General features: G+C 40.5%; 24 protein-coding genes, 1 tRNA gene and 1 pseudogene. 4 read left to right on the plus strand and 22 right to left on the minus strand.

Going from position 1 to position 23,492, the window contains the following annotated elements; translation table 11 throughout:
* The first annotated feature begins 17 nt into the window (after window positions 1–17).
* Window positions 18–998 (plus strand): SDR family oxidoreductase, encoded by a 981-nt coding sequence (locus tag MHI46_RS12945; protein WP_260774569.1) that lies wholly within the window; start codon window positions 18–20, stop codon window positions 996–998.
* A gap of 447 nt (window positions 999–1,445) precedes the next feature.
* Here MHI46_RS12945 and MHI46_RS12950 read toward each other — a convergent pair.
* From MHI46_RS12950 to MHI46_RS12990, 9 genes and pseudogenes are all read right to left on the minus strand, one after another.
* Window positions 1,446–1,519, minus strand: a tRNA-Arg gene (locus MHI46_RS12950).
* Between the two features lie 120 nt (window positions 1,520–1,639).
* On the minus strand, window positions 1,640–2,164 hold the full coding sequence (locus tag MHI46_RS12955; RefSeq protein ID WP_039180464.1) for a metallophosphoesterase: 525 nt from the start codon (window positions 2,162–2,164) through the stop codon (window positions 1,640–1,642).
* Window positions 2,165–2,179: 15 nt separating this feature from the next.
* The gene (locus MHI46_RS12960; RefSeq protein WP_162860205.1) at window positions 2,180–2,782 is read right to left on the minus strand and encodes an XTP/dITP diphosphatase; all 603 of its coding nucleotides are present in this window, start codon (window positions 2,780–2,782) and stop codon (window positions 2,180–2,182) included.
* A 10-nt stretch (window positions 2,783–2,792) separates the two neighbouring features.
* Complete coding sequence (gene rph, locus MHI46_RS12965) at window positions 2,793–3,521, minus strand: ribonuclease PH (RefSeq protein WP_024427165.1); 729 nt, start codon at window positions 3,519–3,521, stop codon at window positions 2,793–2,795.
* 151 nt (window positions 3,522–3,672) lie between these two features.
* Window positions 3,673–4,734 carry a GerMN domain-containing protein gene (locus tag MHI46_RS12970; RefSeq protein WP_342502841.1) on the minus strand — a complete coding sequence of 354 codons (1,062 nt, stop codon included), beginning with the start codon at window positions 4,732–4,734 and terminating at the stop codon, window positions 3,673–3,675.
* 100 nt (window positions 4,735–4,834) lie between these two features.
* On the minus strand, window positions 4,835–5,653 hold the full coding sequence (racE, locus tag MHI46_RS12975; RefSeq protein WP_099663515.1) for a glutamate racemase: 819 nt from the start codon (window positions 5,651–5,653) through the stop codon (window positions 4,835–4,837).
* Between the two features lie 7 nt (window positions 5,654–5,660).
* Entirely contained in the window at window positions 5,661–6,101 is a 441-nt protein-coding gene (locus MHI46_RS12980) for a MarR family transcriptional regulator (protein ID WP_024423206.1), read from the minus strand.
* Between the two features lie 149 nt (window positions 6,102–6,250).
* Window positions 6,251–6,337, minus strand: a pseudogene (gene gerE / locus MHI46_RS12985) (spore germination transcription factor GerE); the annotation flags it as partial.
* Between the two features lie 34 nt (window positions 6,338–6,371).
* Window positions 6,372–7,895 carry a recombinase family protein gene (locus MHI46_RS12990; protein ID WP_342502842.1) on the minus strand — a complete coding sequence of 508 codons (1,524 nt, stop codon included), beginning with the start codon at window positions 7,893–7,895 and terminating at the stop codon, window positions 6,372–6,374.
* 158 nt (window positions 7,896–8,053) lie between these two features.
* Here MHI46_RS12990 and MHI46_RS12995 point away from each other — a divergent pair, with 158 nt between their 5' ends.
* Window positions 8,054–9,028 carry a hypothetical protein gene (locus MHI46_RS12995; protein ID WP_342502843.1) on the plus strand — a complete coding sequence of 325 codons (975 nt, stop codon included), beginning with the start codon at window positions 8,054–8,056 and terminating at the stop codon, window positions 9,026–9,028.
* 71 nt (window positions 9,029–9,099) lie between these two features.
* The gene (locus tag MHI46_RS13000) at window positions 9,100–9,291 is read left to right on the plus strand and encodes a helix-turn-helix domain-containing protein (RefSeq protein ID WP_342502844.1); all 192 of its coding nucleotides are present in this window, start codon (window positions 9,100–9,102) and stop codon (window positions 9,289–9,291) included.
* 41 nt (window positions 9,292–9,332) lie between these two features.
* Here the strand turns inward: MHI46_RS13000 and MHI46_RS13005 are convergent, their stop codons facing one another.
* On the minus strand, window positions 9,333–9,638 hold the full coding sequence (locus MHI46_RS13005) for a hypothetical protein (protein WP_342502845.1): 306 nt from the start codon (window positions 9,636–9,638) through the stop codon (window positions 9,333–9,335).
* A 12-nt stretch (window positions 9,639–9,650) separates the two neighbouring features.
* Window positions 9,651–11,066, minus strand: coding sequence for a lipase (locus MHI46_RS13010; RefSeq protein ID WP_342502846.1), 1,416 nt, complete (start codon window positions 11,064–11,066; stop codon window positions 9,651–9,653).
* A 49-nt stretch (window positions 11,067–11,115) separates the two neighbouring features.
* Here MHI46_RS13010 and MHI46_RS13015 point away from each other — a divergent pair, with 49 nt between their 5' ends.
* Complete coding sequence (locus tag MHI46_RS13015; protein WP_342502847.1) at window positions 11,116–11,481, plus strand: DUF1433 domain-containing protein; 366 nt, start codon at window positions 11,116–11,118, stop codon at window positions 11,479–11,481.
* 56 nt (window positions 11,482–11,537) lie between these two features.
* Here MHI46_RS13015 and MHI46_RS13020 read toward each other — a convergent pair whose 3' ends face one another.
* Genes MHI46_RS13020 through MHI46_RS13070 form a run of 11 tightly spaced genes read right to left on the minus strand, consistent with a single transcriptional unit; the run spans window position 11,538 to window position 23,484 of the window.
* Window positions 11,538–12,347 carry an N-acetylmuramoyl-L-alanine amidase gene (locus tag MHI46_RS13020; RefSeq protein ID WP_342502848.1) on the minus strand — a complete coding sequence of 270 codons (810 nt, stop codon included), beginning with the start codon at window positions 12,345–12,347 and terminating at the stop codon, window positions 11,538–11,540.
* Between the two features lie 45 nt (window positions 12,348–12,392).
* Window positions 12,393–12,812: a phage holin family protein gene (locus tag MHI46_RS13025; RefSeq protein WP_342502849.1), complete on the minus strand. Its 420-nt coding sequence runs from the start codon at window positions 12,810–12,812 to the stop codon at window positions 12,393–12,395.
* 44 nt (window positions 12,813–12,856) lie between these two features.
* Window positions 12,857–13,036 carry an XkdX family protein gene (locus MHI46_RS13030; protein WP_342502850.1) on the minus strand — a complete coding sequence of 60 codons (180 nt, stop codon included), beginning with the start codon at window positions 13,034–13,036 and terminating at the stop codon, window positions 12,857–12,859.
* Window positions 13,033–13,341, minus strand: coding sequence for a hypothetical protein (locus tag MHI46_RS13035; RefSeq protein ID WP_342502851.1), 309 nt, complete (start codon window positions 13,339–13,341; stop codon window positions 13,033–13,035). Before MHI46_RS13035 ends, MHI46_RS13030 begins: the two co-directional genes overlap by 4 nt.
* Complete coding sequence (locus MHI46_RS13040) at window positions 13,338–14,453, minus strand: BppU family phage baseplate upper protein (protein WP_342502852.1); 1,116 nt, start codon at window positions 14,451–14,453, stop codon at window positions 13,338–13,340. Before MHI46_RS13040 ends, MHI46_RS13035 begins: the two co-directional genes overlap by 4 nt.
* Entirely contained in the window at window positions 14,434–14,622 is a 189-nt protein-coding gene (locus MHI46_RS13045) for a hypothetical protein (RefSeq protein WP_342502853.1), read from the minus strand. The genes MHI46_RS13040 and MHI46_RS13045 overlap by 20 nt, the downstream gene beginning before the upstream one ends.
* 6 nt (window positions 14,623–14,628) lie before the next feature.
* Complete coding sequence (locus MHI46_RS13050; RefSeq protein WP_342502854.1) at window positions 14,629–14,928, minus strand: hypothetical protein; 300 nt, start codon at window positions 14,926–14,928, stop codon at window positions 14,629–14,631.
* A 17-nt stretch (window positions 14,929–14,945) separates the two neighbouring features.
* Window positions 14,946–16,835, minus strand: a complete 1,890-nt coding sequence (locus MHI46_RS13055) for a teichoic acid biosynthesis protein (RefSeq protein WP_342502855.1) — start codon at window positions 16,833–16,835, stop codon at window positions 14,946–14,948.
* Window positions 16,836–16,873: 38 nt separating this feature from the next.
* On the minus strand, window positions 16,874–18,622 hold the full coding sequence (locus MHI46_RS13060) for a phage tail protein (RefSeq protein WP_342502856.1): 1,749 nt from the start codon (window positions 18,620–18,622) through the stop codon (window positions 16,874–16,876).
* A gap of 12 nt (window positions 18,623–18,634) precedes the next feature.
* The gene (locus MHI46_RS13065) at window positions 18,635–19,468 is read right to left on the minus strand and encodes a phage tail domain-containing protein (RefSeq protein WP_342502857.1); all 834 of its coding nucleotides are present in this window, start codon (window positions 19,466–19,468) and stop codon (window positions 18,635–18,637) included.
* Window positions 19,468–23,484, minus strand: coding sequence for a phage tail tape measure protein (locus MHI46_RS13070; RefSeq protein WP_342502858.1), 4,017 nt, complete (start codon window positions 23,482–23,484; stop codon window positions 19,468–19,470). Before MHI46_RS13070 ends, MHI46_RS13065 begins: the two co-directional genes overlap by 1 nt.
* Between the last annotated feature and the right edge of the window lie 8 nt (window positions 23,485–23,492).

The raw sequence follows: 23,492 nt of genomic DNA on the forward strand, positions 1-23,492 counted from the left end.
CATTTGGAGGGAATTCAATGACACAAGAATCTGATGAGCGTAAGTTGCAACAAATCAAACAAATGCAACAGATGTTTTTAGAGAAAATGAAAACTCAGCCTTATCCCATGTACCCTAATTACGGAAAAATCACACGCTATGAAGAAATCCCAATTAATTTACCTGAACAACGTCAACTACGTCATCCTGGTGTAGAAGGTTTAATGGTACCACTTCCAATTATTGAAAATACAAATTACAAAGGGAGTGGTAAGTTAGCGGGAAAAGTTGCTCTTATTACAGGAGGGGATAGTGGTATTGGTGCAGCCGTAGCCATTGCCTTCGCAAAGGAAAGTGCTGATGTTGCGATTGCATACTTAGATGAACACGAAGATGCTAATAGAACAAAAGCAAGAATCGAAGAACTCGGGCAACGTTGTTTATTGATGCCAGGAGACTTGCGAGATAAAAGGCAATGTATCACCATTGTAGAGAAAACAGTAAAAACCTTCGGGCATCTAGATGTTCTATGTAACCACGTTGGTATCCAATTTCAACAACCAAGCCTTCTTGACATTACAGACGAACAATTCGATGACACCTTTAAAGTCAACATATATTCACATTTTTACACAACCAGAGCAGCGCTTCCTTACTTAAAACCAGGCAGTTCTATTATCGGTACTTCTTCAGTCGTAACGTATGTAGGTGAGCAACAAATGATTGATTATACAGCAACAAAAGGTGCAATTGTTGGGTGGACACGTGCTTTGGCTAAAAATGTTGTAAAACAAGGAATTCGTGTAAACGCCGTTGCTCCAGGTCGAATCTGGACGCCACTCATTGCAGCGAGCTTCTCGTCAGACCAAGTGGCTGTATATGGAGCGTTTAACCCAATGGAACGAGTTGCCCATCCATTTGAACTCGCACCAACATTTGTTTATCTAGCTTCTGATGATTCACGTTTTGTTACAGGTCAAGTGCTGCATGTTGACGGCGGGGAATCCACCCATTCCTAATATAAGGAGGTCATTAGATTGAGATATGAATTTAATCCAGAAGTAGAGTTATTACTTGTGAATCATTCAATGAAAAAAGTTACTATGGTTTATATGGAGCATTCATGGCCAATGTCTGAAATTGGACGTAGACCGCCTTATTATTGCTACCCAAATTATGAACTGAATTATCCAATCATTTAAATAAAGCGCAGTTATTCAGGAACGTTTAGGGCATACAAAAATGGATACAACTATGTCAATTTACGCTCATGTCATTGAAGAAGCTGATCAGAAATCAACCACTCATTTTGATAGCTTCTTTGATACAAAAACAGGGAACGGAAATCCTTAAAAATAAATCCGCTCCCAAAACCCTGTTTTGGAGCGAGTTACGAACTTAAGTTCCAAAGAACAAAAAGCCTGAAACCCTTTATTAATAAAGGGTTTCAGGCTTTTAACTTAGTACGTCCCAGGAGAGATTCGAACTCCCGACCGACGGCTTAGAAGGCCGTTGCTCTATCCTGCTGAGCTACTGGGACATGTTGTTATGTAGTGTGCTGTGGTGTATTACCTCAGCGACAAGATTTATTATATTACTATTGTTCTTTAAAGTCAACGGTTTTTCGAAAGTTTTTTCATAAGGGGCAAATGCTGCACCCTTATGAAATACCTTCCAATGTGACAGTGTTTTCGAGGTCTTGTATGACCTGACCTTCGTCCGTGAAAAACTGTACGTTTGCTTCGCTTCCATCTAGTGTCAGTATAGCATAGCTGCGCTCTTTTCGCACTCTTGGCAGGTGTACGCTGCCTGGGTTAATGAGGAGTTTTCCTCTTAGCAGTTCACTGCCCGGAATGTGCGAGTGACCAAAGCAGATAATGTCTGCGCCTAGCTCTTCTGCACGGTAGTAGACTTGAAGTAAGGATTGTTTGATGCCATGCAGATGTCCGTGAGTGAGAAATAGTTTTCCGCCTCCATCAAGTGGGAGCAGGAGCTCTTCTTCAAAATCGCCCATAAAGTCACAATTTCCTTTGACGACTTTGTATCCTTCGAGTGCTGGGTGGTTCGTTTCGAGTTCTGAATCTCCGCAGTGGATCATCATGTCGACTTCAGCCTCATGCCGTTTGGCAATGGTTTGAAGTTCGTCTGTGAGTCCATGACTGTCACTAATAATGAGTATCTTCATGGCTTCATTCCCCCCTTATTCATTTGCGTCTAGCAGTGATGAAAGCTTTTGAAGCGCGACCGCTCGATGGCTGATCTTGTTTTTCTCCTCTGGTGATAACTCGGCCATCGTCTGGTCTTTGTCTTTGACGATGAAAATTGGGTCGTATCCGAAGCCATTTTCGCCGATTGGTTTTTCTGCAATGAAGCCTTCTACTGATCCTTCTACCGTTTTTGTTTCTTTTCCCGGTATGCTGACAGCAAGGGCACATCTGAATCTGGCTGTGCGGTCTTCTTTTTCAATGCCTTGAAGTTCGCTCAGCACTTTTTCCACATTCTCCGCATCATCTTTATGCTCACCTGCGTATCTCGCTGAATACACGCCAGGTTTCCCGCCTAGATAATCAATCGACAGACCGGAATCGTCTGCAATGACCATTTCACCTGCTTTGGCTTGAATAGCCTCCGCTTTGATGATGGCATTTTCTTCGAAGGTTTGTCCTGTTTCTTCAATCTCTTCAGTAAAGCCAATGTCTGCTAGTGTTTTGACCGTGAATCCTTTTGGCTCAAGAATGGCTTTGAATTCTTTCGCTTTGCCCGCATTGTGCGTTGCAATGATGGCTGTTTTCATCCTGATCAAACCCTTCTCTTTATTCGATGACTTCTCCTGTTACTGCTTTTTGCTTTTCGATTAATTCTTTGATGCCCTTTTCGGCTAAATCAAGCAGTCCATTTAGCTGTTCTCTTGAGAATGTCGCTTCTTCACCTGTTCCTTGAAGTTCAACAAAGCGTCCAGCGCCTGTCATGATGACATTCATATCTACTTCAGCAGAAGAATCTTCTTCATAGTTTAAATCTAACAGAAGACCTTGCTGAGAATCAATTCCGACGGATATTGCCGCTAAATAATCAGTAATCGGGTTTTCTTTGATGACTCCTTCAGCTCGCAGCTTTTGAATCGCGAGTGTCATGGCAACAAAAGCACCTGTGATGGACGCTGTGCGTGTGCCGCCGTCTGCTTGAATGACATCACAATCAATCCAAATCGTGCGTTCGCCAAGCTTTTCTAAGTCAACGACTGCGCGGAGTGCTCGTCCAATTAAACGCTGGATCTCCATCGTACGTCCTGTGACTTTTCCTTTAGATGATTCTCTTATCGTTCTTTGTGCAGTTGCTCTTGGTAGCATGCTATATTCTGCTGTAATCCAGCCTTTTCCTTCTCCTCTTAAAAAAGGAGGTACGCGGTCTTCGATCGATGCGTTACAAATCACCTTCGTATTTCCCGCTGAGATTAAGACAGAGCCTTCTGGGTGCGTGATGTAGCCTGCCTCTATTTCAATTTTTCTCAATTCGTCATATTGTCTTTCATCTAATCTCATGTTTTACCTCCGTTACGATATACATTCCGCGCGTATGCCAGCGGGGTTCTCCTACTAACTTTGACAACCTCGGCTTGTTCTAACCGCTCGGAATAAAAAAGAGGCAGCGAATATGCATGCCTCTTTTTCTCCATTATATCAATGTGTGACGTTAAAAACTACCTGTATTCACTTGTTCTGGTCGTGAAACCGGCTTTGTGAGCTCTGCTCCTTTTTCGTTCACAAGCTCAGCCTTGCCGTTGACCTTAACAGATACGCTTTTGACGTCCGGCAGCTCGGTTAATGTGAGCACAATGCTATTAAGAACTTTTTGTGAAATCACCTTTTTCTTTTCATCTGCACTGCCAAAAATAGATTCGTTGAAATCAAGTGTCACATGTCCATCTTTTACTTTTGGTACATCATTCAGCTTCACATCTTGATCAAAGTCTGTAAGCAAATGGCTTTTTTTGCTTGGTCCAGAGACGAGCTCATCAATTGCTGCTGTAATCGGATCATCCTCGTCTTTTGGTGCTCTTGTGGTGACCGGAACGTAGTAGGTCTGTTCATCAGATTCAGCTAAATAGTAGACAGTAACAGGCTTTGTTGAAGTCATATCAGCGGCAGCCTCGTGCTGGATATTAATACCGTCTTCTCTGCTTAAATCATCTGAGATGGGTGTACCGTTCACAGGCATTTCTTTTAGTTCATGTCCATTCATCTTCAATTTGACTTTGGCTATGGAATCAAACTGTGTTAACGTCCAAGTAACAGATTGCAGGATTCGCTGTTCGTCTTCTTTTTTATAGTTTTTAAATTCATTTGAAAAATCCACAATCGCCGTTCCATCTTTAATATCGACAGATACGCTCGTGTCCGCAGGCAACACTGCTCTGAATCCATTCGGCATTAAGTTAGAAATAGGTCCCCCGTCCACGAGATATTCAAGGGTTTGTTTGGCACTTCCTTCATTTTTCGGCAGCGGAATGGATTGAGATACGACATACCCGTTTTTATCAATTAAATATAATTCTCTCATCACCGTATCTGCCTGCTTCTCTTCTTTTTCTTCTTTGGCTGTTTGTTTATCTTCTTTATTTTCTTTCACATATGTGACGTTTTGTGGTGGATCAATCTCTGTTTTCGCTTGGTCTGTTTGAAACAATCCGCATCCTGACAAAAGCATGGCTGACGCGATACACGTAACAGCTGCTGTAGATCCTTTTTTCAGCATACTTCACCCTCCTCTAGTAGTTTGTACTACTATGTATACGAGCTCCCCCCGAGGATTAGACCCTTTTCATAAAAAAATAACCCGCTTCAAGTAGAAGGGGTTATTGCTGATAGATGTGTTCAAGTGACACGGTTTCGACCTTTCCTGGCAGGTAGCCAAACCAGTCACGAGCGATGTTTTGGAAATTTTGCTGTTGTCCTGTTGTGTAAAATGTATGGACAGGTGCTTCTTTAGAGGTATTTAACAGCCCTTTATATGAGAGAATCGTACTCGCTTCTCTCGCTGTCTCATCCCCTGATGAAATGATGTTTACTTCACTGCCCATAAAGCGCTGAATCGGCTCTTTTAAAATCGGATAGTGTGTGCAGCCCAGAATAAGTGTATCAATCCCTGTTTCTTTCATTGGTTCAAGGGAGTCTTTCACCACTGCCTCTGCTGTCTGATCTAAAAAAGTACCGCTTTCCACAAATGGGACAAGGAGCGGACACGCCAGACTTTGAACCGTTAGACCTGCTTTTAGTGACAGCAGCGCTTCTTTGTATGCCTCGCTTTTGATTGTATTGACGGTGCCAATAACGCCAATGTGCTGATTGTTTGTCACCTTGATCGCTGTACGGGCGCCGGGCTGAATGACACCAATGACCGGAATATCAAGCGTTGCTTTGATTTCGTCCAGTGCAATCGCCGTTGCTGTGTTGCACGCTATGACGAGCATTTTAATATGGTGGTGTTTTAATAAGTAGTGCGCCATTTCCCAAGTATATTGAAGAACTTCTTCTTCTTTACGAGGGCCATATGGACATCGTTTTGTATCGCCTACATAAATGATGTTTTCTTTTGGCAGTTGTCTCATGATTTCCTTTGCAACGGTTAAACCGCCGACGCCGGAATCAATGACGCCGATTGGTTGATCCAACAAAATCGCCTCATTTTCTTTTCATTTGCTGCTGTAGTTTCGTTAAGGATTGGTTGAAAACGATGGCTTCTTCTTCTGAGAAAGCCCCTAGAAGTTCACTGACGTATTCTTGGCGTTTAGCAATCACTTCTTGAATGATCCTCTCGCCTTCAGGCAATAAATGAATGCGAACCACGCGGCGATCAGATGGATCTTTCACCCGTTCGACAAGTTCACTTTTTTCCATTCTATCAATTAAATCAGTGGTTGTGCTGCAAGCCAAATACATCTTTTGTGACAGCTCACCTATTGTCATATCTCCGAATTCATAAAGCCACTGAAGCCCGATGAATTGTGGAGGTGTAATCGTATATTGATTCAGGATTTCTCTGCCTTTTTGCTTAATAATTGCAGCAATGTGGCGCAATGATTTTTCAATCTCTGCAACATGGCCAGACTCATTCGTTTCCATTTTATTGATACCTCACTATAGCATCTCACTTTGATTAAAACGTACATGTCTATTTTCCTCGTTTTTCAAAGAAAATGCAAGAAGAGACTCATGGAAACCATATAGAAATAACCGGTTCCTTCCCGATATGGAAGGAAAACCGGCTGACTTTAGAGCTCTAGCTCACCCATACGCAGAAGCTCGACTACGGCCTGTGAACGGCCTTTAACTCCTAGCTTTTGCATGGCATTTGTTATGCATACCTTTTACAAATGAGTATAACTTACAGGATCATTTAAATCTATAATGAAAATTCATTTTTCCGTTTGGGTGGATAACAATATGATCAATGAGCTTATCGAACACATGCTTTAAATCTTTCTCTTTGTCTTCAAGCTCTCGAAGAACCGCTTGCATTTCCATCATTGAACTTTTCTCATCATGGACCTGCTGTAAGGAAAATAAACTCTGTTCAAGTTTAATTATATTAGATTGAATTTCATTGCGCTTTGTTTGGAACTCGGCTTTTGAAATAATCTGATCTTCTAAGTAAAGTTCCAGCAATCTTTTATTCTGTGTTTCTAAAGATTTCAACTCTACTTTAACAGACTTCATTTGTTTTTCTTTTTGTTCAATTGCATTTTTTCTGTAATCATGTGATATATCCTTGGAGAATTCGATTAGATTTTCAATGACTAAGTCCCTGACCTCTTCATAAGTAATTGGAACATGGTTAACACAACCTTCTTGACCAGCTCTTCTGTAATTACTGCATTTAACGTATTTCCAATACGTTTTTTCACCATTTTGTTTGGCTCTGCTTGTTTGGATAATCACCATATTAGAACCACATTTACCACAAATAAGTAATTGTCTCAACTCATTCCACGGTGTGAATTTAGTTTTTTTATTGACAGTCAGTTTATTATTTGCTTTTTCCCAATCCTCTCTTGAGACAATCGGCGGGCAAAAGTCTTCGTAAACGGTCCATTTTTCGGGTGGATTCCGAATGAATTTTTTTCGACCATCAACTTTTATTGTAGTATGCCTATTAGCTATATGCACACCGCAATAGATAGGGTTTCTTAAAATGGTTTGAACTGTTGTGAGCTGCCAATTACTACGTTTTTTTGGAGGTGGTATTTCACCTAGCTTACATTTTTCTTGCAAAGCGTATGTAACCCTTTTATGGCCCAAGCCCTCGTTATTATAAAGGTGAAAAATTAATCTAATAACTTGAGCTTCATTTTCGTTAATTACAAGGTGTTTACCCTCTTTCATATAACCGTAGGGCACTCGACCAGAATGTTCACCCCGCCTTGCTTTTGCTGCAAGTACACCACTTATATTGACTGACATAGACTTAGGTAACTGCTCCGCAAACAGAGCAGACATTTCAAATTTCATGGACGCTTTACTCTCGTAAAGGGAGTCATAGTCCTCTTCAAGAGTCACTACTCGAACCCCATTAGAAACCAAAATTTCTCTGATATATAAAGCGTCTTTCAGATCCCGAGCAAGACGTGTGATAGATTTAAAAATCACCATCTTTATTTCTTTCTTTTCCGCCAATGAAAAAATGTATTTCATGGCTGCCCTATCTTCAAGGACGGTTCCGCTGATACCATCATCTAACAAAACAGAACGGTCATCCCATTCATAGTTGTGTTGCTCGATCCAATATCGACAAACGTCAATTTGGTTTTCCTTAGAACTTATTTGCTCGTCGCGGTCTGTCGAAACCCTTGTATAGACTTTATAAGGGTAATCGTCATATTTGATGATTTCTTCAACTGATTCTTTGCGGAAATGCATATAACACACCCCAATTGTGAATTGTTCTTACTAAATTATAACATCCCGACCATCAATTCCGTAATATTCTTAATTTGGAAAAAACATTATTTTATCCTCTTTTTAATTCAATAATATGATAGACTTATTTGGAAAATATTTGTTTTGGAGGGTCTATATTGAATCTTATTAAAACTTTTCTCCTTTTAATTTTATGTACCTTATTCATAACTGCTTGTGGAAAAGCAGAAAACACATCCACAAGTAACTCCAGTAAAAAAGAAGAAAGCATTGAAACTAAAAAAAAATTAAACGTAAAGATCACTTTGGATAAAGAAATCACAAACAATAAAATTATTATCCTTAGCGGGAAAAGCAACTTACCTAAAGATACGAAACTAAGGATTCGTCTTGAACAAAAAAATTCCCATAAAAACTCAATAGTTAATACAGCTGTTCAAAAGGATGGATCTTTCGAGTATAAATTCTTTAATGAAGATGACACAGTATTTGATGATGGGAAATATTTTATATATGTTGAAACATTACCGGTTCTTGAACAAGCTGAATTTATTCAAGAAATTTTTGGAGATAATGGATCTAACCTCACTGGACCACAGATTAGCGGTGACTCAGAACTAAAAGCAACTGCTGAAATAGATTTAAAAATAAACAATTCTGAAGTTATAACTGAGGAGGAAACTTTGCCTAAAGATAAAGATGCAGAGGAAGAGAAAAATGAAGTTTATACCTCAGAAGAAGTTGAAGATAACAGTGAAGAAGATGAGTTAGATATGTTAAAAGATGATGCGGAAATAGAAATCGAAACAATTATCGAAGAGAACTATAAAACCACATCGATTGAAAAAATTGAAATTAACGAAGATATGGGTTCGAGTGAGAAGAATAAGTTGATTGCTCTTGTTTACTTGTCTTTTGATGCATTGAACACAAGTAAGACAGCTTATAACATGGTTGAAATGTATAGTGATGACTTAGCTGCAAACATTGGCAAAGATAGTGATACAGTCAATCAGATAGCTGTATTTTGGAAAGTTCCTTATATAGATGAAGATGAAACAGTGGCTAAATTCTCGTATGAACGTTCAGGAAAACAAATGAAAATTACCGATAAAGTATCTTCTTTAAAATGACCCTTCAAGTTGAAGGGTTTTTTATTAACATTTATAATCGAACGTACATTCTTATTGTAGGAGGATACGCCATGACGGATCTTGAAAGGAAGTTATACAGAATCATCTATAACATGAGCAGATTCAGAAAGAACCCCTCGATGGATGACCTTAAAAGGAAAACTGGTAAGGATGAGCCGACAATTCGTAAGGCTGTTAAAAACCTTATCACAAGAAAAGATTTAGAATGGGATAACGAGAAGAGGGAATGGAGGTTTAAATAAAAAAAAGACCTCCATCGCATCGTTGCGAAGAGGTTATGCAACTATTTAGTCTTTATACTTCTTAGAAAGGCACTTCTGTTCTGTGTTGCATTTGTTAGCATAGTTGCATTTTCATTGAGCCTTTGCACCAATGCATCCTTTGCTTTCCCTTCAAAAGATGAAAGTAATGCAACATACACTTCAGCTATCGCCTGTTGTTCTGAAGAAAAGTTCGATGCGTTTTTTATGTCTTTTCTTAGATTCTGACAATGGGTTTTTAAACTTGAACCCACAATGTTTTTTAATTCCTCATTCTGTTGTAATCGCCTGTAAAACTCATCTGCATCCATATTAACTCCATATAGCATGTTAAATCCTCCTTACAACCGTAACCATCTTGCTAATTCATTATCCTTATCTTTCAGATCCTCCGCCATTTTAACTATAAACTCACTAATATCCTCTAAATCTCTAATCAAATAATGGAGAGAAGCCTCAGTTTCATAGTGTTCTTCTGAGTCATAAAATTCTGCCCCATCTTTCACATAAGGCGCGTGATACAATACTGCTTTATCAACATCGCTTGGATCTAGATCCTTGAATTCTCCCAATCTCTTTCCGCAAATAGATTTCACGTCATAAACCATTTTGCTGTGATCATGAGGGAATTGTTCAATTGCTTGTTTTTTTGTTTTTAAGTCTTCGATAGCTGCCTGTAATCGATGAGCTAATTCTTTTGCATATTTAGCATCCACTTTGATGGTTTGTCCATTCATACCTGAAAAAGATGAGAACGATTCGATATTCTGGTTATAAACACCTTTGCTTCCATCCACACTTTTGATATTACCATTCTTATCAAATGTAAAGTTCGAATCATTTAAACTATGAGTATCGGGATTTTTTGCGAATGCTTGTCCATAGAAGGAAGTAATCAAATTTCCTAAAACCCCTGGAACACCAAGCGGTGACTTAAACCGATCTATACGATCTCTTCGTGATTGACTGGGGTCTTTCGTATAAAGTGTCGTTCCGTTGTGTCGATCATATTCTAATAACCAACCTGAACCCACCATATCATCGGGATTAATGATGGCTTTATGATACAAATCAAATTCGCCGTTTCTGATTTTCTTCTGTGTTTCTTCATCATGCAGCTTAACAATAGAAGGGTTGTTAAAGGCTACACTGTATACATTATTGTTTACACCAGCGTATTCCGCATCTGCCCCTCCAAGTGAATGACCCGTTGTCGAAATCACTGTATTCTTTCCAGCATACTTCTTTACTTCATTGGCTACGAGCTGATCACCTTGATCAAATTGAGATGTCTTAGTGACAATTTTGTATCCTCCACTTTTCATCAACATGGCTTGTTCCATACTACCGTTATACTTGGTAATCGCTTTAGCGTTTTCAGACGCCTCTTTTTTCATGATGTATTTGACTTTCTTTTTCGGGTCTTCACCCATTACCACGTTGCCACCATCTGCACTTATCACGTCAGCTTTGATCTGTTCCTGATTTGTTCCTTGAAAACCTATGACAACATTCTCAGGTTCTTTTGGTTTAACCCATTTACCTTCTTTTTTCTTGGCTTGGACAAATACGTAAACATCTAGCCCTGTGTCTGGGTCTTTTTTTATTTTGTCTATAATATATTGTTTTCCTGAATTAATCTTTACGGGTATGTTTTTTGAGAAATGTTTCTTCAAATACTCATCTCTATATGTTAGTTGACTAATACTATAATAATCTTGGTCAGATAAGTTAGGGATCTTGGCCTTCTTGCTCATGTACATTGACACACTCCTCATGTAAAATAAGCACTGAAAGGATGGTCTTATGAAAAAATACATTATTATCCTGTTGTCAGCAATCATCATTATAACACTTGGAGGAATATACATGAAACACCAATATGATGAAAAGCAAGAAAAAATTATGACCGCAGAACTAGAATTATTTGAAAAAGCTAAAAAACGAATGACTAATTACATAAACGCTAACTATGAAGGAATAGATAAAATTGAGTTCTCCGAAAAATATGAAATAGACCCAATGGGTGGTATTAATGCAGAGGGATATTTGAACGGTAACAAAGAAAAAGGGTTTTGGGGAATTTATGACAAGTCAAATGACACTATAACATCGTCTTATGTTGATGCTAAAGAAAAGCCAGAATGCGAAGATAAAGTATGTGAGTATTAAAAAGAGGATAAATCATAAAATAAACCAAGCCCCTCCAATAAGGAAGGGCTTTTCATTTACTTTTGTTTTACCTGAACGTATTTCGTAGCAGCTGTGATATAAAGACCTGATTTAAGCTTATACATTTTTGATCCGTTGACTGTAACGGTCTTATCAATCGTAAATGCTTCACCAGGTTTCACCTTTTTGTGCTTTGCTGACCAATTCGGCTTATCATAGACCCATAGCCATCCATCAGCATTCGGCTTCACCACGGCCATTTTAATACCTTTTGGTGATGGTTTATTAGTTGGTTTTGTCTTATTTGAAGAGGATACCTTTTTTAAACCGATGGCCGCCGCGATACCTTCTGCGTGTCCCTCAGCCAAAGCATCAAGGAATGACTCCTGTTTCAGCAGCACAGCATCTTTTTCCCGATCAATAAAAAGGTTCTCTGTCAAAATTGCTGGCATTTTTGTTTCTCTTAACACGGCCAGATTTTTAGACTTTTTCCCTCGGTCAGATGTTTTTGCTTTAATTTTTCTATAGATCGCATCATGTACGATCTTTTGCTGCTTTCCAGTACTAGATGCTGCAGATAGTTTATCAAAACGAAACGTCTCGAAACCCGTTCCTCCGCCAGCGTTGATGTGGATAGACACAAAATAATCAGCACCCCAATTATTTGCTAGTCTTGCTCTTTGGGACAGATCAATATAAACATCAGTTGATCTTGTGAGCTTAACTGTTGCCCCGTATACCTTTTCAAGAATCGCTTTTGTTTTCTTTACAATCTTTAATACAAGATCCTTCTCTTTCAACCCGTTTGCTACTGCGCCCGGATCGTGCCCACCGTGTCCAGGATCAAGCATAATTTTCTTTGTCATATTCAATCTCCCCAATCATTTTTTTATATAGAAAAAAGCCGCCGATTACTCAGCAGCTTTCTTTTCCTCTTCTTCTTTTTGACTGTCGTTTTCGATCACATGAAGCCGGTCTGTGATGGAAGCCGGAATTTTAACGCCGATCTGTGCAAGGTTTTCCACGATGGAAAGCCCTTCGTTTGCAATATAAAAAAGCACTGTCCCAAATGTCAGCACTCCATTTAAACCCATGATCTGATCAATGATGTTAGCCACAATCACAACAACGAAGCTGAGCATTTTCCGCACGTAACCGAACCATGCCGTACGGCTGCGTAGCTTCCCGATCTTCCATGCTTTAATGATTCCAGTTAAAACGTCGATGACACTCAACAGCAAAAGCAAGTCCAGAAATTTCACTCCGCCAAATAGATATGTTCTTGCAAGATCCAAAGTTTCAAAGTTAATAAACACTATCGTTTCCTCCATTTCTTTTGTCACCTCCTTTAAGAAGGCAAAATAAAAAGCACCTGTTAAGATGCTGTAGAACCTAAATCCACTGAGACAGCAGCATTTTCAAACTTTAATCCTGTTATCTCTTCAAATTCTTTTTTTGTAATGACTCTTAAAGAAACATACTCCCGCATTATTTCGGGCGTATACACACCCCAATCCCAAAACACTTTAATGTCGGCCGCCGTTGGATAAATCATGATGCCCCGCCTCTCTGTATCTGTGATACCTGCAATGTAAGGAGAGCGACATGTTTTTTTAGCAGCGCTATATCATCTGGTGGCGGTGGGTCAGTTTGAAAACTATCAATGTACTCTTTGGTTGCTGATTCAAACCATTCTTCTTTTTTGGGGTCGAATCTAGGCTTGTATAAAGACGGATTATCAGGAGGTGCGATTGTTGTACAATTTTCAGGAATAATATAATCACCTTTCTCGTCCGTCTCCGTCAAAATGACCGATGCAACTAGATCGAATTTTTCGTCATACCTATACACTAATATCATGGTGAACCTCCTTCATCTAATGGAATTATGCAATCGTCAAAATAATAACCTGTTACAGCATTTTCATTTTTTGCGACAATTCCGGTCAGCGTGAATTCACCGTCACTGTTTAGGAATAACTTACTAAATCCAGTTGACCCTGATACGGAGGCCGATGCCACTGCTCCTTTTTGCGGCGGTTTGGGTGCACCTTCAGGCAGCACCCCGATTACGACTTCTCTTGTTGCGGTTATATGCCCTCGCAATAATAACGAACCGCCAAATTGAGCAAATTGGAAAGGACGTGCCCCCGTAGAAGCTCCGTTTTTTAACGTTACATTTATCCATGTTAAATTGTCGTAATGAGCAATTGCAGATTTAAGCGCTTCGTCAGCCTTGTTTTGTGCGCCTTCCGGCGTCTCTTTAGCGTCCCATGAAGATGTTTGTTGCGGCGTGACGTGAATATCAGCGTCTAGCGCATGATTGTCCGTATAGGTTTTGGCTTCGCTTAAAGCGACATTCGCCTTACTTTGCGCTCCTTTTTTCGTTTCAATTGCGTCTATATCGTCAAGTTTTTCTTTCATCCTGTTTAGCTGCTCTTTTAGTTCTTTGATGAACTGATCAATGTTTTCTTTCATTTCATCATTATGCTTATTTATATCTGCTTCGAGTTCTGCTGCCTTGCGTTCAATCTGACTTTTCAACGATTGAAAATCGTCAATGTAATACTCTGCAGCTGGGACTATATTTTCATCTATTAAATTCTTTTTTATATCAAAATTGAATTCATGTACGGACAGGGATTGTCCATTTTTATAGAAGAGATTTAACGATGCTTGCACTCTTCCGTATATCTTGATTTCTTCCTTGTTTAAGATGTATTCGGCTACCCCTTCCACTTTGTCAAGAAGTGTGATGTTTCTAATATGCTTAGATCCATCAGAAAACAATAGAACTAACTTACATTCTACCGCAGATAAAGGAAGAGGCTCACCATCTTTACGCATCTTAAAGATTAATCTAGCTGTGCCTATATCTTGAGTAGAAAACACAATTTTAGAATCGTAAACGCTTTGATCATAAGCGTTTACGATAAATGGTAATACACCATTTTTAAAAATCTGATTGCTCAAATAGTGCCGCCTCCTTCTTTAACTCGATCTGCCTGAGTTTCTTAATTTCTTCCTTTTCTTCTTCTGTTATCTTACCTTGATCGACTGCCATAGAAAGAAGCTCTTCCTTGCCGTCCCAATATCCTGATAGATAACACGTCTTGATAGCATTATAAAAAGGGCTGTTCATTATGAATCACCCCCTTACCATAGTTTCTAAAATATCTGCTACCGCACGAAGGGCCTTAGTGCCGTCGCTCTCGTCATTTGTATCAATTATCTTAATAGACTCTAGATACTCATCCGTTGCACTTTCTACCCACTCGTTTCCCGTCCATCTTGCATGGACAAGATCTCCCGGGCTAACTTCCGTTGCATTTTCGGGTACTATTTTCGTGATATTTCCGTCGTCGTCTTCAATGTAGATGATTTCCACAGGACAAACATAAATATTGTTCTCGTCATATTGATAAGCCCATATTTGTTCGTATTCCATTTCACAGCCTCCTACTCCTAACCTAGTTTGATCACAACGTCCATGTACGTTGATGTAGCATTTGCCGTATTGTTTGCCATCAGCCCGTACGCTCTTATATTGCCATTCGATTGCACCGATATTTTCCTTTCCCCAGTCGTTCCGGCAACCTGACACGATGTAAATACATTTTTAGTAGGACGTGCCCCCTTTGGCAGCACCGCAAATACGATACCGTCTTTTCGAGGTATCGTTACGCTACCTCGAAGGTGTAAAAAGCCGCCCTGTACTGCAAATTGCAAACGATTATTAGCATCGGGATTTTTAGCACCATTTTTAGGCGGCAAGTCCGCCCAAGGAAGCTTTCCGCCAGTTGTGATCTCAGCCCACTCTCCCGCCACATCCCCCGATACAACTCTAGTGAATACCTTGACGGTCCGCCCCGTGGAATTACGTGTAAGAGTTTGTATAACTGCGCCAGTAGAATCAGACGGCGCAATTGATAACCACCAACCGGCGTTACCCTTGTCAGGATGATCTTCAAGCGTTTTTGTTTCCGACGTTTTCATATAATACAGACCGGGCTTTTTATAATCTTTTAACGACTTTAAGCCGTCCGGTAGCCATTTTGCAGCACCGTTATTTTGAGATAGCGCATAGCCTTGACGTTCAGATGACAGATCGTTCGCAAATTTACCCGAATTTTCTTTCGAATGATAGGCATACACCTTCGCCTGCCGCTTTCCGACAGCTCCGGTGACGACGCCAGCAAATAAAGATTTTTTACCCGTCTTCGGGTCCTTATATAAAAAGACGGATTCAGGCTCACGAAAATCATCTTCGTAACGGCCGTCGTATCCACGACCGAAATCACATGTGATTCTTTTTTTAAGCAGCCCATCTCTAAAACTAAACAAAGCAATCTCGGCCGGGTAATTTACGCTGTTAGTGTCGCCTGTGTACCAATATAAGTCATATCCATCAATCGTAAACCCTTGTAAATAATGTAGATCGTTAGGTACGGTTACCTCGCCCAGCACTTTATTTACGCAGTTTTTTACATCACTTAATTTCCTGAGTTCTACTACACTAGTGTCATCCGGGAGGTGCATTCGGAATGATATTAACCCATTTTGTTGGTCAATAACGGGTATCGTATAAAGATCATTAAATTTATTGTAGCGCTCAATCATTCCGTTATCTCTTGTTAAAGTGACCCCTGCTTCATATGGAAATCGCACAAGTTCATTACCAACTACAGCACCGGAATTGACTTTATTATAGTTGGACCAAATATATACCTTTCCGTTTTCTCTCTCGATTCCGATTGTCGTGCCATGTCCTCCATCCGCAATGAGCATACTGTCTAGCATAACCCCGTTTTTATTTAAACGGGTTACAGTAAAGCTCTCTCGACCACTGCCCGCGGTTCCATAGGATACTTGCGTTGCATATATATCGCCCGTCGCCTCGTCAATTACAAAACACTGTAGCACAGTCGGATCTTTAAGATTGAGGTGTGTGTGATAAACAGGAGAAACGGTAGTATAATCAAACATCGTTTCTTTCTCGATAATTTGATTAAGCGCATCTAATTTGGATTCACTTCCGTTCAACCGATCGTGTAGAGTCGGGTAAATAATACCACGATAGTCTACACGGGCGTCCACGACTTCTTTTACGTCATTACCATCGTGATTCAATACGAGATTATTAATACGAGATTGAATAGTATCTATATGACTTCCTACATCATAAAGTCCGTGTTTAATTTGACTTGACGTGTGAGCACTACCACTGTTCTTATGAGACTGTAATTCAGTTGCGTTTTTATTAAGCTCATTCTCAACCGTTTGCATGTCGCCGCGTAACTGTGACTCATAGACTGAATTTCTTGTGGTATCATAATCCTTTTTAAGCCGGATCAATTTATTCACTCCTTTCAATTTCAAAAGAAAAAACGCTCTTAATTGAGCGTTCTCATTAATTGATCTATATATCTTTTTTGCTGCTTAATCTGCCGCGCCTGGCTTACTTGATAATCCTGAATGTCTTTTCGGAAGTTTGCGAAAGTCATTTTAGGGCTGTCATACGGGTTGAGGGGATTATAAGTGACTGACACTAGCCTTACATCGTCCTCAAAAGTGATGCCGTTTGCTGTATCAGCAATGACATGGATCGTGTCACCTTTCCAAAAATCCTCTTCTATACCCTGCAATGCTGGCTCATAGATATACTGATACTCAGCCTCAACTACCACGTCAGGATACGGGTTTACGTGCTTTTTCAAAGCAGATACCATGTTGCTTGCTTTTTTTACTGTGTCGTCTCTTATCGGCTCACCCCAGCGCGGCTTACCCTCGATCAAAAATTTATCTTCATCAGGATGGATGTAGAGTAATGGCTCAAATTCGTATTCGGGCTCTTTCTCCTTTTCATCCTCCGTTTTTGTATCGGTTGACTTTGTGTCACTTTTCTTAGGTTTCTTTTCTGCACCGTAACCCCATGCACGCGTTGATGTGTTTTGATCATTAATCTTCATCTTAAATCCTGGCATATTGTATCGGCTGTCAAGTGTGAAGTCTACTACCTTACCCATTTTTAAATGTACATAGATGACGTAGTTATTTACATCAAGCTCTATTTCGTAATCTTCAACAATCTGATCCATTAATTCAATGCGAAACTTTTCACCGAAGCCGTCCTGCTCTACCTCGTCAAACTCCGATAATTTTGCTTTTAGAACATATTGAAAAGGGGTACCGGCTAGGGCAATGTCTAAAGCTTCATTAATTTTCAGTTTCTTTGAAATCTTTTCTTCTACCCTGTCATTTACCAGCAAGACGGTATACACATGATTGGCCGTTATCTTTTTCTGTGACACGTTTTTTCTACTTTGATCAAGTCCAATATCCGTAATGTAATATTTTTGATGATTGTAATCTTTTTCATCCAAGTACAATATGTTCCCTGGAACAAGTAAATCAAATTCAGTTCCGTTATCCTCAGTTCGCATTAACGTAAAAGTAAAACTCTTTTTACCTGTTGTGTCGTCTTGCAGTTCTAGCACTGCGCCTACGATTTCAACAAGTTCTTTGCCGTCCTTGGTTGAGACATGTAGCTGCCTAAAATCAATGTCAGAAGGTAACCCGTCGTTTAGCTCTACGTCCTTTCCCTGATACTCTTTGCTCGGATAAGACGGTTTTGTTGGTGTTTCAGGTTCACTTGGGCCATCATCCACACCTTCCACCGTATCGTATTGCGTAAGTTTATAGGTGAAGATGATACTATTCAATTTCGTTGCGTAGATTGGATCGGTTGCATATCCGGCTTTCACAAGTGCTGCTGTCGCCTTGGTATAATCTTTTTCGCCTATTACAGCCTTATAAATGTTTGGATCCCAGCTTACCCCTTTTAGATAGAGCTTTGCTAAGTCTTGTACGGATTCGTACCATGAAGGATACTTTCTGAAAGGGGCTTTGACTCTCGTTGCTTTACCCTTTTTATCATATTCAGTGGTCCACATGAGGACTGATTGACCGTTGAATGATCCTTTTATTCCGAATAGATTTTTACCCTTTTGAGCTAGGTCGCTTTTTCCCCATCCGCTTTCCAGGCAAGACTGCGCGATAATAAGAGAAGCTAAAATATTGTATTTCTTATAAATCCTCTGCGCGTCTTTTGCTATCTCTTTTATAAAATCTTTTGCAGCCATGACAACCCCCTTTTACGGAAAATAAAATCTTGTATCGAATACAATCTCAAAATCATTTGTATTCTGAATCTCAAACTCATTCATGCCTTTATCTAAAGACGGTAGCCTACCGGATGTTTTCAACCTTTTACTACCCACTATGGTATACTGTTTCAGGTTTCTGACCTGTTGTGACTTTTTCAATTCGGCTTCTATTTTCAATCTTTCATTGTTCGTGTGATTGATAATCGTTATGTTTTTTCCCTTTGCGTTTAGCAGCACGTTGTAATCATGCTGCAGTGGGTTAATAGGTAAGCCAGGATTGAAAACACTAAACCGTTTTTTGTTTTTGAATCGGTACTGCAGATCGTCGCGCCTTTGAATTCCCATTCCTGAAAACCATCTTTCATTAGAAAAGTTCTGCGCGCTTAAAGACGTGCCCTTTGACTCTGCCAGCCCTGTGATATTGTTAAAATCCACTTGGAAGGATACCTGGTTTTTTTGCTTGTCTTTGGGTATTTGAAACCCTCCGTCACACGTAACCGCAAAACGCCTCCCAGGAAGCAGATCACATGAGATGTAATACCAGAAGGGCTGAACAACGAGATCATAAAACTCATGCCTGTACTGATAAAAGTTTGCCGCTATTTTAGCATCAAGCAATATTTCAACCTTGATAGACCTTTCTTTGTACACTATGTCGCGCGGATGCTGCGTCGGTACAAGTCCGTTAAACCTGGTCAACTGTACAAGCTCCCTATCAGTGCTCGGCGCGTCAGGTGCAAAGCTCAACAATTTAAAATAGGGTAGTAACCCCGACAAAGGTTGCTCCCCCATTCCGTCTCTGAAATCAAAATACAGATCCATTATCTTTTCAGCCCTCCTTTATAAGCATTCTGTTCGTACTTTTGAGCGCTCTTTTTATCCAGTATGGATGTGTCACCTTGTTCAAAAACGATGTCTGCTAAATGCTGACCGCCAATAATGACAGGCGCAGGATGGATTCTGATTGTTTGCCCTGCAGCACTTACGTTTTCATTGTTTGTCTGTAGATTATTTGATAGAAGACTAATAAGAGCATCTAGCTTCTGATTTAGAATAGGTGTATCAATTTCATTTTTCACAGTCAGTTCGGCGCGCATTGTGTTTATTTCATCTGCGGCTCCCTGGATGTTAAAAGCCATTCTATTAATTTCAGACTTGAAGGACGTCATAGCACCTTGCGCCATTGCTGCTGTGCTCTTTTTCACGTCCTGCGCTTTTTCTCCAAGACCAATGATAAACCCATCGCCAAAGTTCACACCTTCTGCAATGGTCTTCTTTGCAGGTGATTTTGATTGTATGGAATCTTTCAGCGAACGTATTGCAACTTTACCGATGGCCCATGCAGCTTTCCATATCGTACCGCCTGTGCCTCCCATGCTACGAATACCGTTAGCAAATCCTTTAGAAAAATCAGCCCCTGTGCTAGTTGTTTTCACACTTGATAAGCCTTGTTTTCCTGATTTTGCGACGGTACTACCTGAATTACTTGCGTTTCCGGCTTGACTACGAATGCCCGACGCGAATTGATTCCCTGCTTTTTGTCCGCCTCCGCCATCGGTTGTTTTGGCAAGTTGGGCTGTTGCTGACGCACTAACGGATGATGCTGCAGACGTATTGGCGCCCTTTGTGCTTGTTATTCCCGCACTATGACTTTTCCCTTTTGTCTCTCCTGCTTGAGTAGCTTGAGTGGTATTTTTGTTTAGGTTTGATAACGCTGTTTGGTTTACGCTGCTTGCTGCCGTGCTTGTGATGCCACTTGTTGAACTTATTCCCGCGCTAAATGATTGGCCCTTTTGAGAGCCGGATGTTTTAGCCTCTGTATTGCCTTCATTTAGCTTTTGTTTTAGTGCTTGCTGCAGCACTGATCCGCTGTTAGATACGTTAACTTTTGACGAATTAATACCTTCACTAAACGATTGACCTTTTTCTTGTCCTGCAATTCTAGGGATGCCGTTTTCTTCTCGCAATTTTTGATCCAGTGTTTGTTTAAGGATCGATCCACTTGCTAACGTGTTAGGCGTGGCAGCTGTTAAGCCATCTGCGAATTCATCGCCCATTTTCTTTCCTGATTCACGGGCAGATGTTGCGCGGTTGAATTCGTTTTCTATCTTTTCAATCGCTTCATTTGCTTTGCTCGCTGACTCTTCTGTAGAACGGCCCAATCCCTCGTTAAACTCTATAAGCGCTTGTTTCGTTTTTTCTAATGCTTCTTCTTTGCTGTCTCCAAGTTTTTGTAAGAATGCTACTTGTTTTTCGGCCCATCGTTCTTGGTACTTTGCTTCACTTTCTTCCATTTCAACAAAGATCCCCATTGAATTACTGGAATACTCTTTTTGCTTTTCAAGGGCTTTTCCTGTTTCCAAGTCCAGCAGTTTCCCGTCTTGAGCCATTTGATCAAATAACGCTTTTGAATTGTTTTTATACGCTTCTAGGTTCTTAGCAAGATCCCTTTGGTAATCGGCATTCGTTTTCGCTTTTAACGCTTTGTATCTTTCAGCATTTTTTGCATCTTTTACAATAGCTTCATCCAAGACTTTAATTCTATAGTCTCGGTCTTCTTTCGCTGCTTTCTGACCTTCTTTGTATAGCTCTGTGATTTGATCATTGTAGCTTTTTGCGTTTTTAAAAGAGAGCTTGTTTTGACTCTCGGAAACCCTCTGTTGAATAGCCAATGCGTCTTTTTGATTGGCCGCAAACTTACTCGTTGCCTGTTGAAAGAATGAAATAATGCCATCAAATTGTTTCTTTTGTGAAGCATTCATATTTGATGATAATAAACCTGTTTCATCCTTCAATTTTTCAAGTTGGCGCATTTTCTCTCGTGCTTTTTGAACATCCTTGTCAATGTTACCAACTAATTGATCTGTCCAATCTTCTCCGATTTTCTTTGTCTCTTTTTCCTGGTCTTCAAATAGTCCTTTGAGAACTGCAATTGCATCAGTCTTAAATCCTTCTAACTCCTTAATAAGAGATGTGGACATTTTTTGATAAGTAGACAATAGATTGCTTGCCATCTTCTCGGCTTCTTTTCCTGAAACCTGTGTCAGTTGGAACAATTGCGACGTAGCTTTTTCGCGTAGGTTCACATATGAACCGGCTGCCTTTTGTGTTGCTTTAGAAACGCCCTCACCATATAGAAGAGCCGATTCTTTTGCTTCTTCTTGGCGTTTCTTTTGATTTTTCAGCTGCTCATTGTAAGCATACGTCGCAACGGCAATGCCTCCTAGTAAAGCCGTTCCACCAACTATGGCAAGCCCCACCGGACCCGTAAATGCTAAGAGCGCACCGATACCCATCGTCAGCGTTGCGACTGCTGTTGTGGCGCCTAAAACACCCGTAGCAAACAACGCAGTTTTAGCAATCGTTTGAGCTGTGGCAGAATCCATTTTGTTAAACATGGAAACGATGTCTGCTCCTTTTTCAGCTAGACTGCCCAGAGCAGGAAGTAAACTTTCAGTGAGCTTGATTTTCGCTCCTTCCACAGCTGATTGAAAAGCGATGATACTACCTCGCGCATTATCAAGCATTGTGTCAGCCATTTTTTTAGCTGCTCCATCTGATTCTTTTAGCGCCTTCGTATTATCCTTCAATGCCTTGCTGCCTTTTTGTAAGAGAACGGCCCAATGTTTATATGATTCAGCTCCGACAATGGTTTTTAAGGTTGCGGCTTGCTGTTCCTTCGTCATGCCCTTCATGCCCTTTTCCATTTCTGCAACAACTTCCGGCATACTCTTCATGTCTCCCGCTGCATCAAAGAAAGCAAACCCTAATCTATCAATTTCTTTTTGGGCCTTTCTAGCTGGCGTTGCCAGCCTGATCAAAGACGTACCAAAGGCTTGTCCTGCGATTGAACCTTGCAAACCTGCATCACCAAACGCCATGACTGCGGCCGCTGATTCTTCGAGTCCCCAGCCTAATGAATTGGCGTTAGGTGCAAGGAACTTCATGGCCTCTCCCATCTGTTCAACGTTGGTGTTTGCGTTAGCTGCACCGTATGCGATTACGTCCGATGCGTGACCAGCTTCCGATGCTTTCATGGCAAAAGCCTGCATCATATTAGAAGAAATGTCGGCTGCGGCGGCTAAATCCAGTTGACCTGCAGCTGCTAAATTCAGCATACCTGGCATAGCTGCATAAATATCATTCGCTTTAAATCCGGCCATTGCCAGGAAGCTTTGTGCGTCTGCTGCTTGGCTGGCGGTGAAAACAGTTGTTGCTCCCAGCTCTTTTGCCTGGTTTTTCAGCTTTTCGACTTCTGCAGCTGTTCCCCCTGAAATAGCTTTAACTTTGCTCATTTGTGTTTCAAATGACATACCAACTTCTACGGCATCTTTCAGTGGGAGGGCCAAGCCAGCAAAAGCAACACCTGTAGTCATCGCTACCGAAGCACCTGTACTTCTCATTCGGTTGCCAACTGTATTCATTCTTTGGCCCATCTTATAAAGCGATGAGGAAGTTCGTTTTATCTCAGCTTCCATCTTCTGAATTTTGTTGGTCGTTTGTGTTAACGCGTTTTGCGTTTTATTCATTTCAGCTGTTGCATAGTTTAACCGACGGGCAAGATTTTGTGTCTCTCGTGCGTCTTTTCCTTTCTTATCGGCTGAATCTGCATACGCTCTTTCTAGTGCTTTGACCTTCATTTTATGCTGATCTAATTGCTGTGAAAGGGTTCTGACTTTCGCCTGCGACGTTTTCAGTTCACTGCCCCACACACCAACGGCAGTCCTATTTTTCTCAAACTCGGACTTTATGTTTTTCATTTGAACTGCAATTGCTTTCATTTCCCCGTTAAATTGGGACGAATTAGAATACAGCTTTACTTTAATGTCTTTGCTCAATCCCTCAC

This window comes from Bacillus sp. FSL K6-1000 (assembly GCF_038630785.1).
In the GTDB taxonomy this organism is placed as follows: Bacteria; Bacillota; Bacilli; order Bacillales; family Bacillaceae; genus Bacillus; species Bacillus safensis.

Bases quoted from the DNA above. Each gene is read 5' to 3' on its own strand.
- MHI46_RS12945 (WP_260774569.1), top strand. From the start codon at position 18: ATGACACAAGAATCTGATGAGCGTAAGTTGCAACAAATCAAACAAATG.
- MHI46_RS12955 (WP_039180464.1), bottom strand. From the start codon at position 2,164: ATGAAGATACTCATTATTAGTGACAGTCATGGACTCACAGACGAACTT.
- rph (WP_024427165.1), bottom strand. From the start codon at position 3,521: ATGAGATTAGATGAAAGACAATATGACGAATTGAGAAAAATTGAAATA.
- MHI46_RS12970 (WP_342502841.1), bottom strand. From the start codon at position 4,734: ATGCTGAAAAAAGGATCTACAGCAGCTGTTACGTGTATCGCGTCAGCC.
- MHI46_RS12980 (WP_024423206.1), bottom strand. From the start codon at position 6,101: ATGGAAACGAATGAGTCTGGCCATGTTGCAGAGATTGAAAAATCATTG.
- MHI46_RS12990 (WP_342502842.1), bottom strand. From the start codon at position 7,895: ATGCATTTCCGCAAAGAATCAGTTGAAGAAATCATCAAATATGACGAT.
- MHI46_RS13000 (WP_342502844.1), top strand. From the start codon at position 9,100: ATGACGGATCTTGAAAGGAAGTTATACAGAATCATCTATAACATGAGC.
- MHI46_RS13005 (WP_342502845.1), bottom strand. From the start codon at position 9,638: ATGCTATATGGAGTTAATATGGATGCAGATGAGTTTTACAGGCGATTA.
- MHI46_RS13010 (WP_342502846.1), bottom strand. From the start codon at position 11,066: ATGAGCAAGAAGGCCAAGATCCCTAACTTATCTGACCAAGATTATTAT.
- MHI46_RS13015 (WP_342502847.1), top strand. From the start codon at position 11,116: ATGAAAAAATACATTATTATCCTGTTGTCAGCAATCATCATTATAACA.
- MHI46_RS13020 (WP_342502848.1), bottom strand. From the start codon at position 12,347: ATGACAAAGAAAATTATGCTTGATCCTGGACACGGTGGGCACGATCCG.
- MHI46_RS13025 (WP_342502849.1), bottom strand. From the start codon at position 12,812: ATGGAGGAAACGATAGTGTTTATTAACTTTGAAACTTTGGATCTTGCA.
- MHI46_RS13030 (WP_342502850.1), bottom strand. From the start codon at position 13,036: ATGATTTATCCAACGGCGGCCGACATTAAAGTGTTTTGGGATTGGGGT.
- MHI46_RS13035 (WP_342502851.1), bottom strand. From the start codon at position 13,341: ATGATATTAGTGTATAGGTATGACGAAAAATTCGATCTAGTTGCATCG.
- MHI46_RS13045 (WP_342502853.1), bottom strand. From the start codon at position 14,622: ATGAACAGCCCTTTTTATAATGCTATCAAGACGTGTTATCTATCAGGA.
- MHI46_RS13050 (WP_342502854.1), bottom strand. From the start codon at position 14,928: ATGGAATACGAACAAATATGGGCTTATCAATATGACGAGAACAATATT.
- MHI46_RS13060 (WP_342502856.1), bottom strand. From the start codon at position 18,622: ATGGCTGCAAAAGATTTTATAAAAGAGATAGCAAAAGACGCGCAGAGG.
- MHI46_RS13065 (WP_342502857.1), bottom strand. From the start codon at position 19,468: ATGGATCTGTATTTTGATTTCAGAGACGGAATGGGGGAGCAACCTTTG.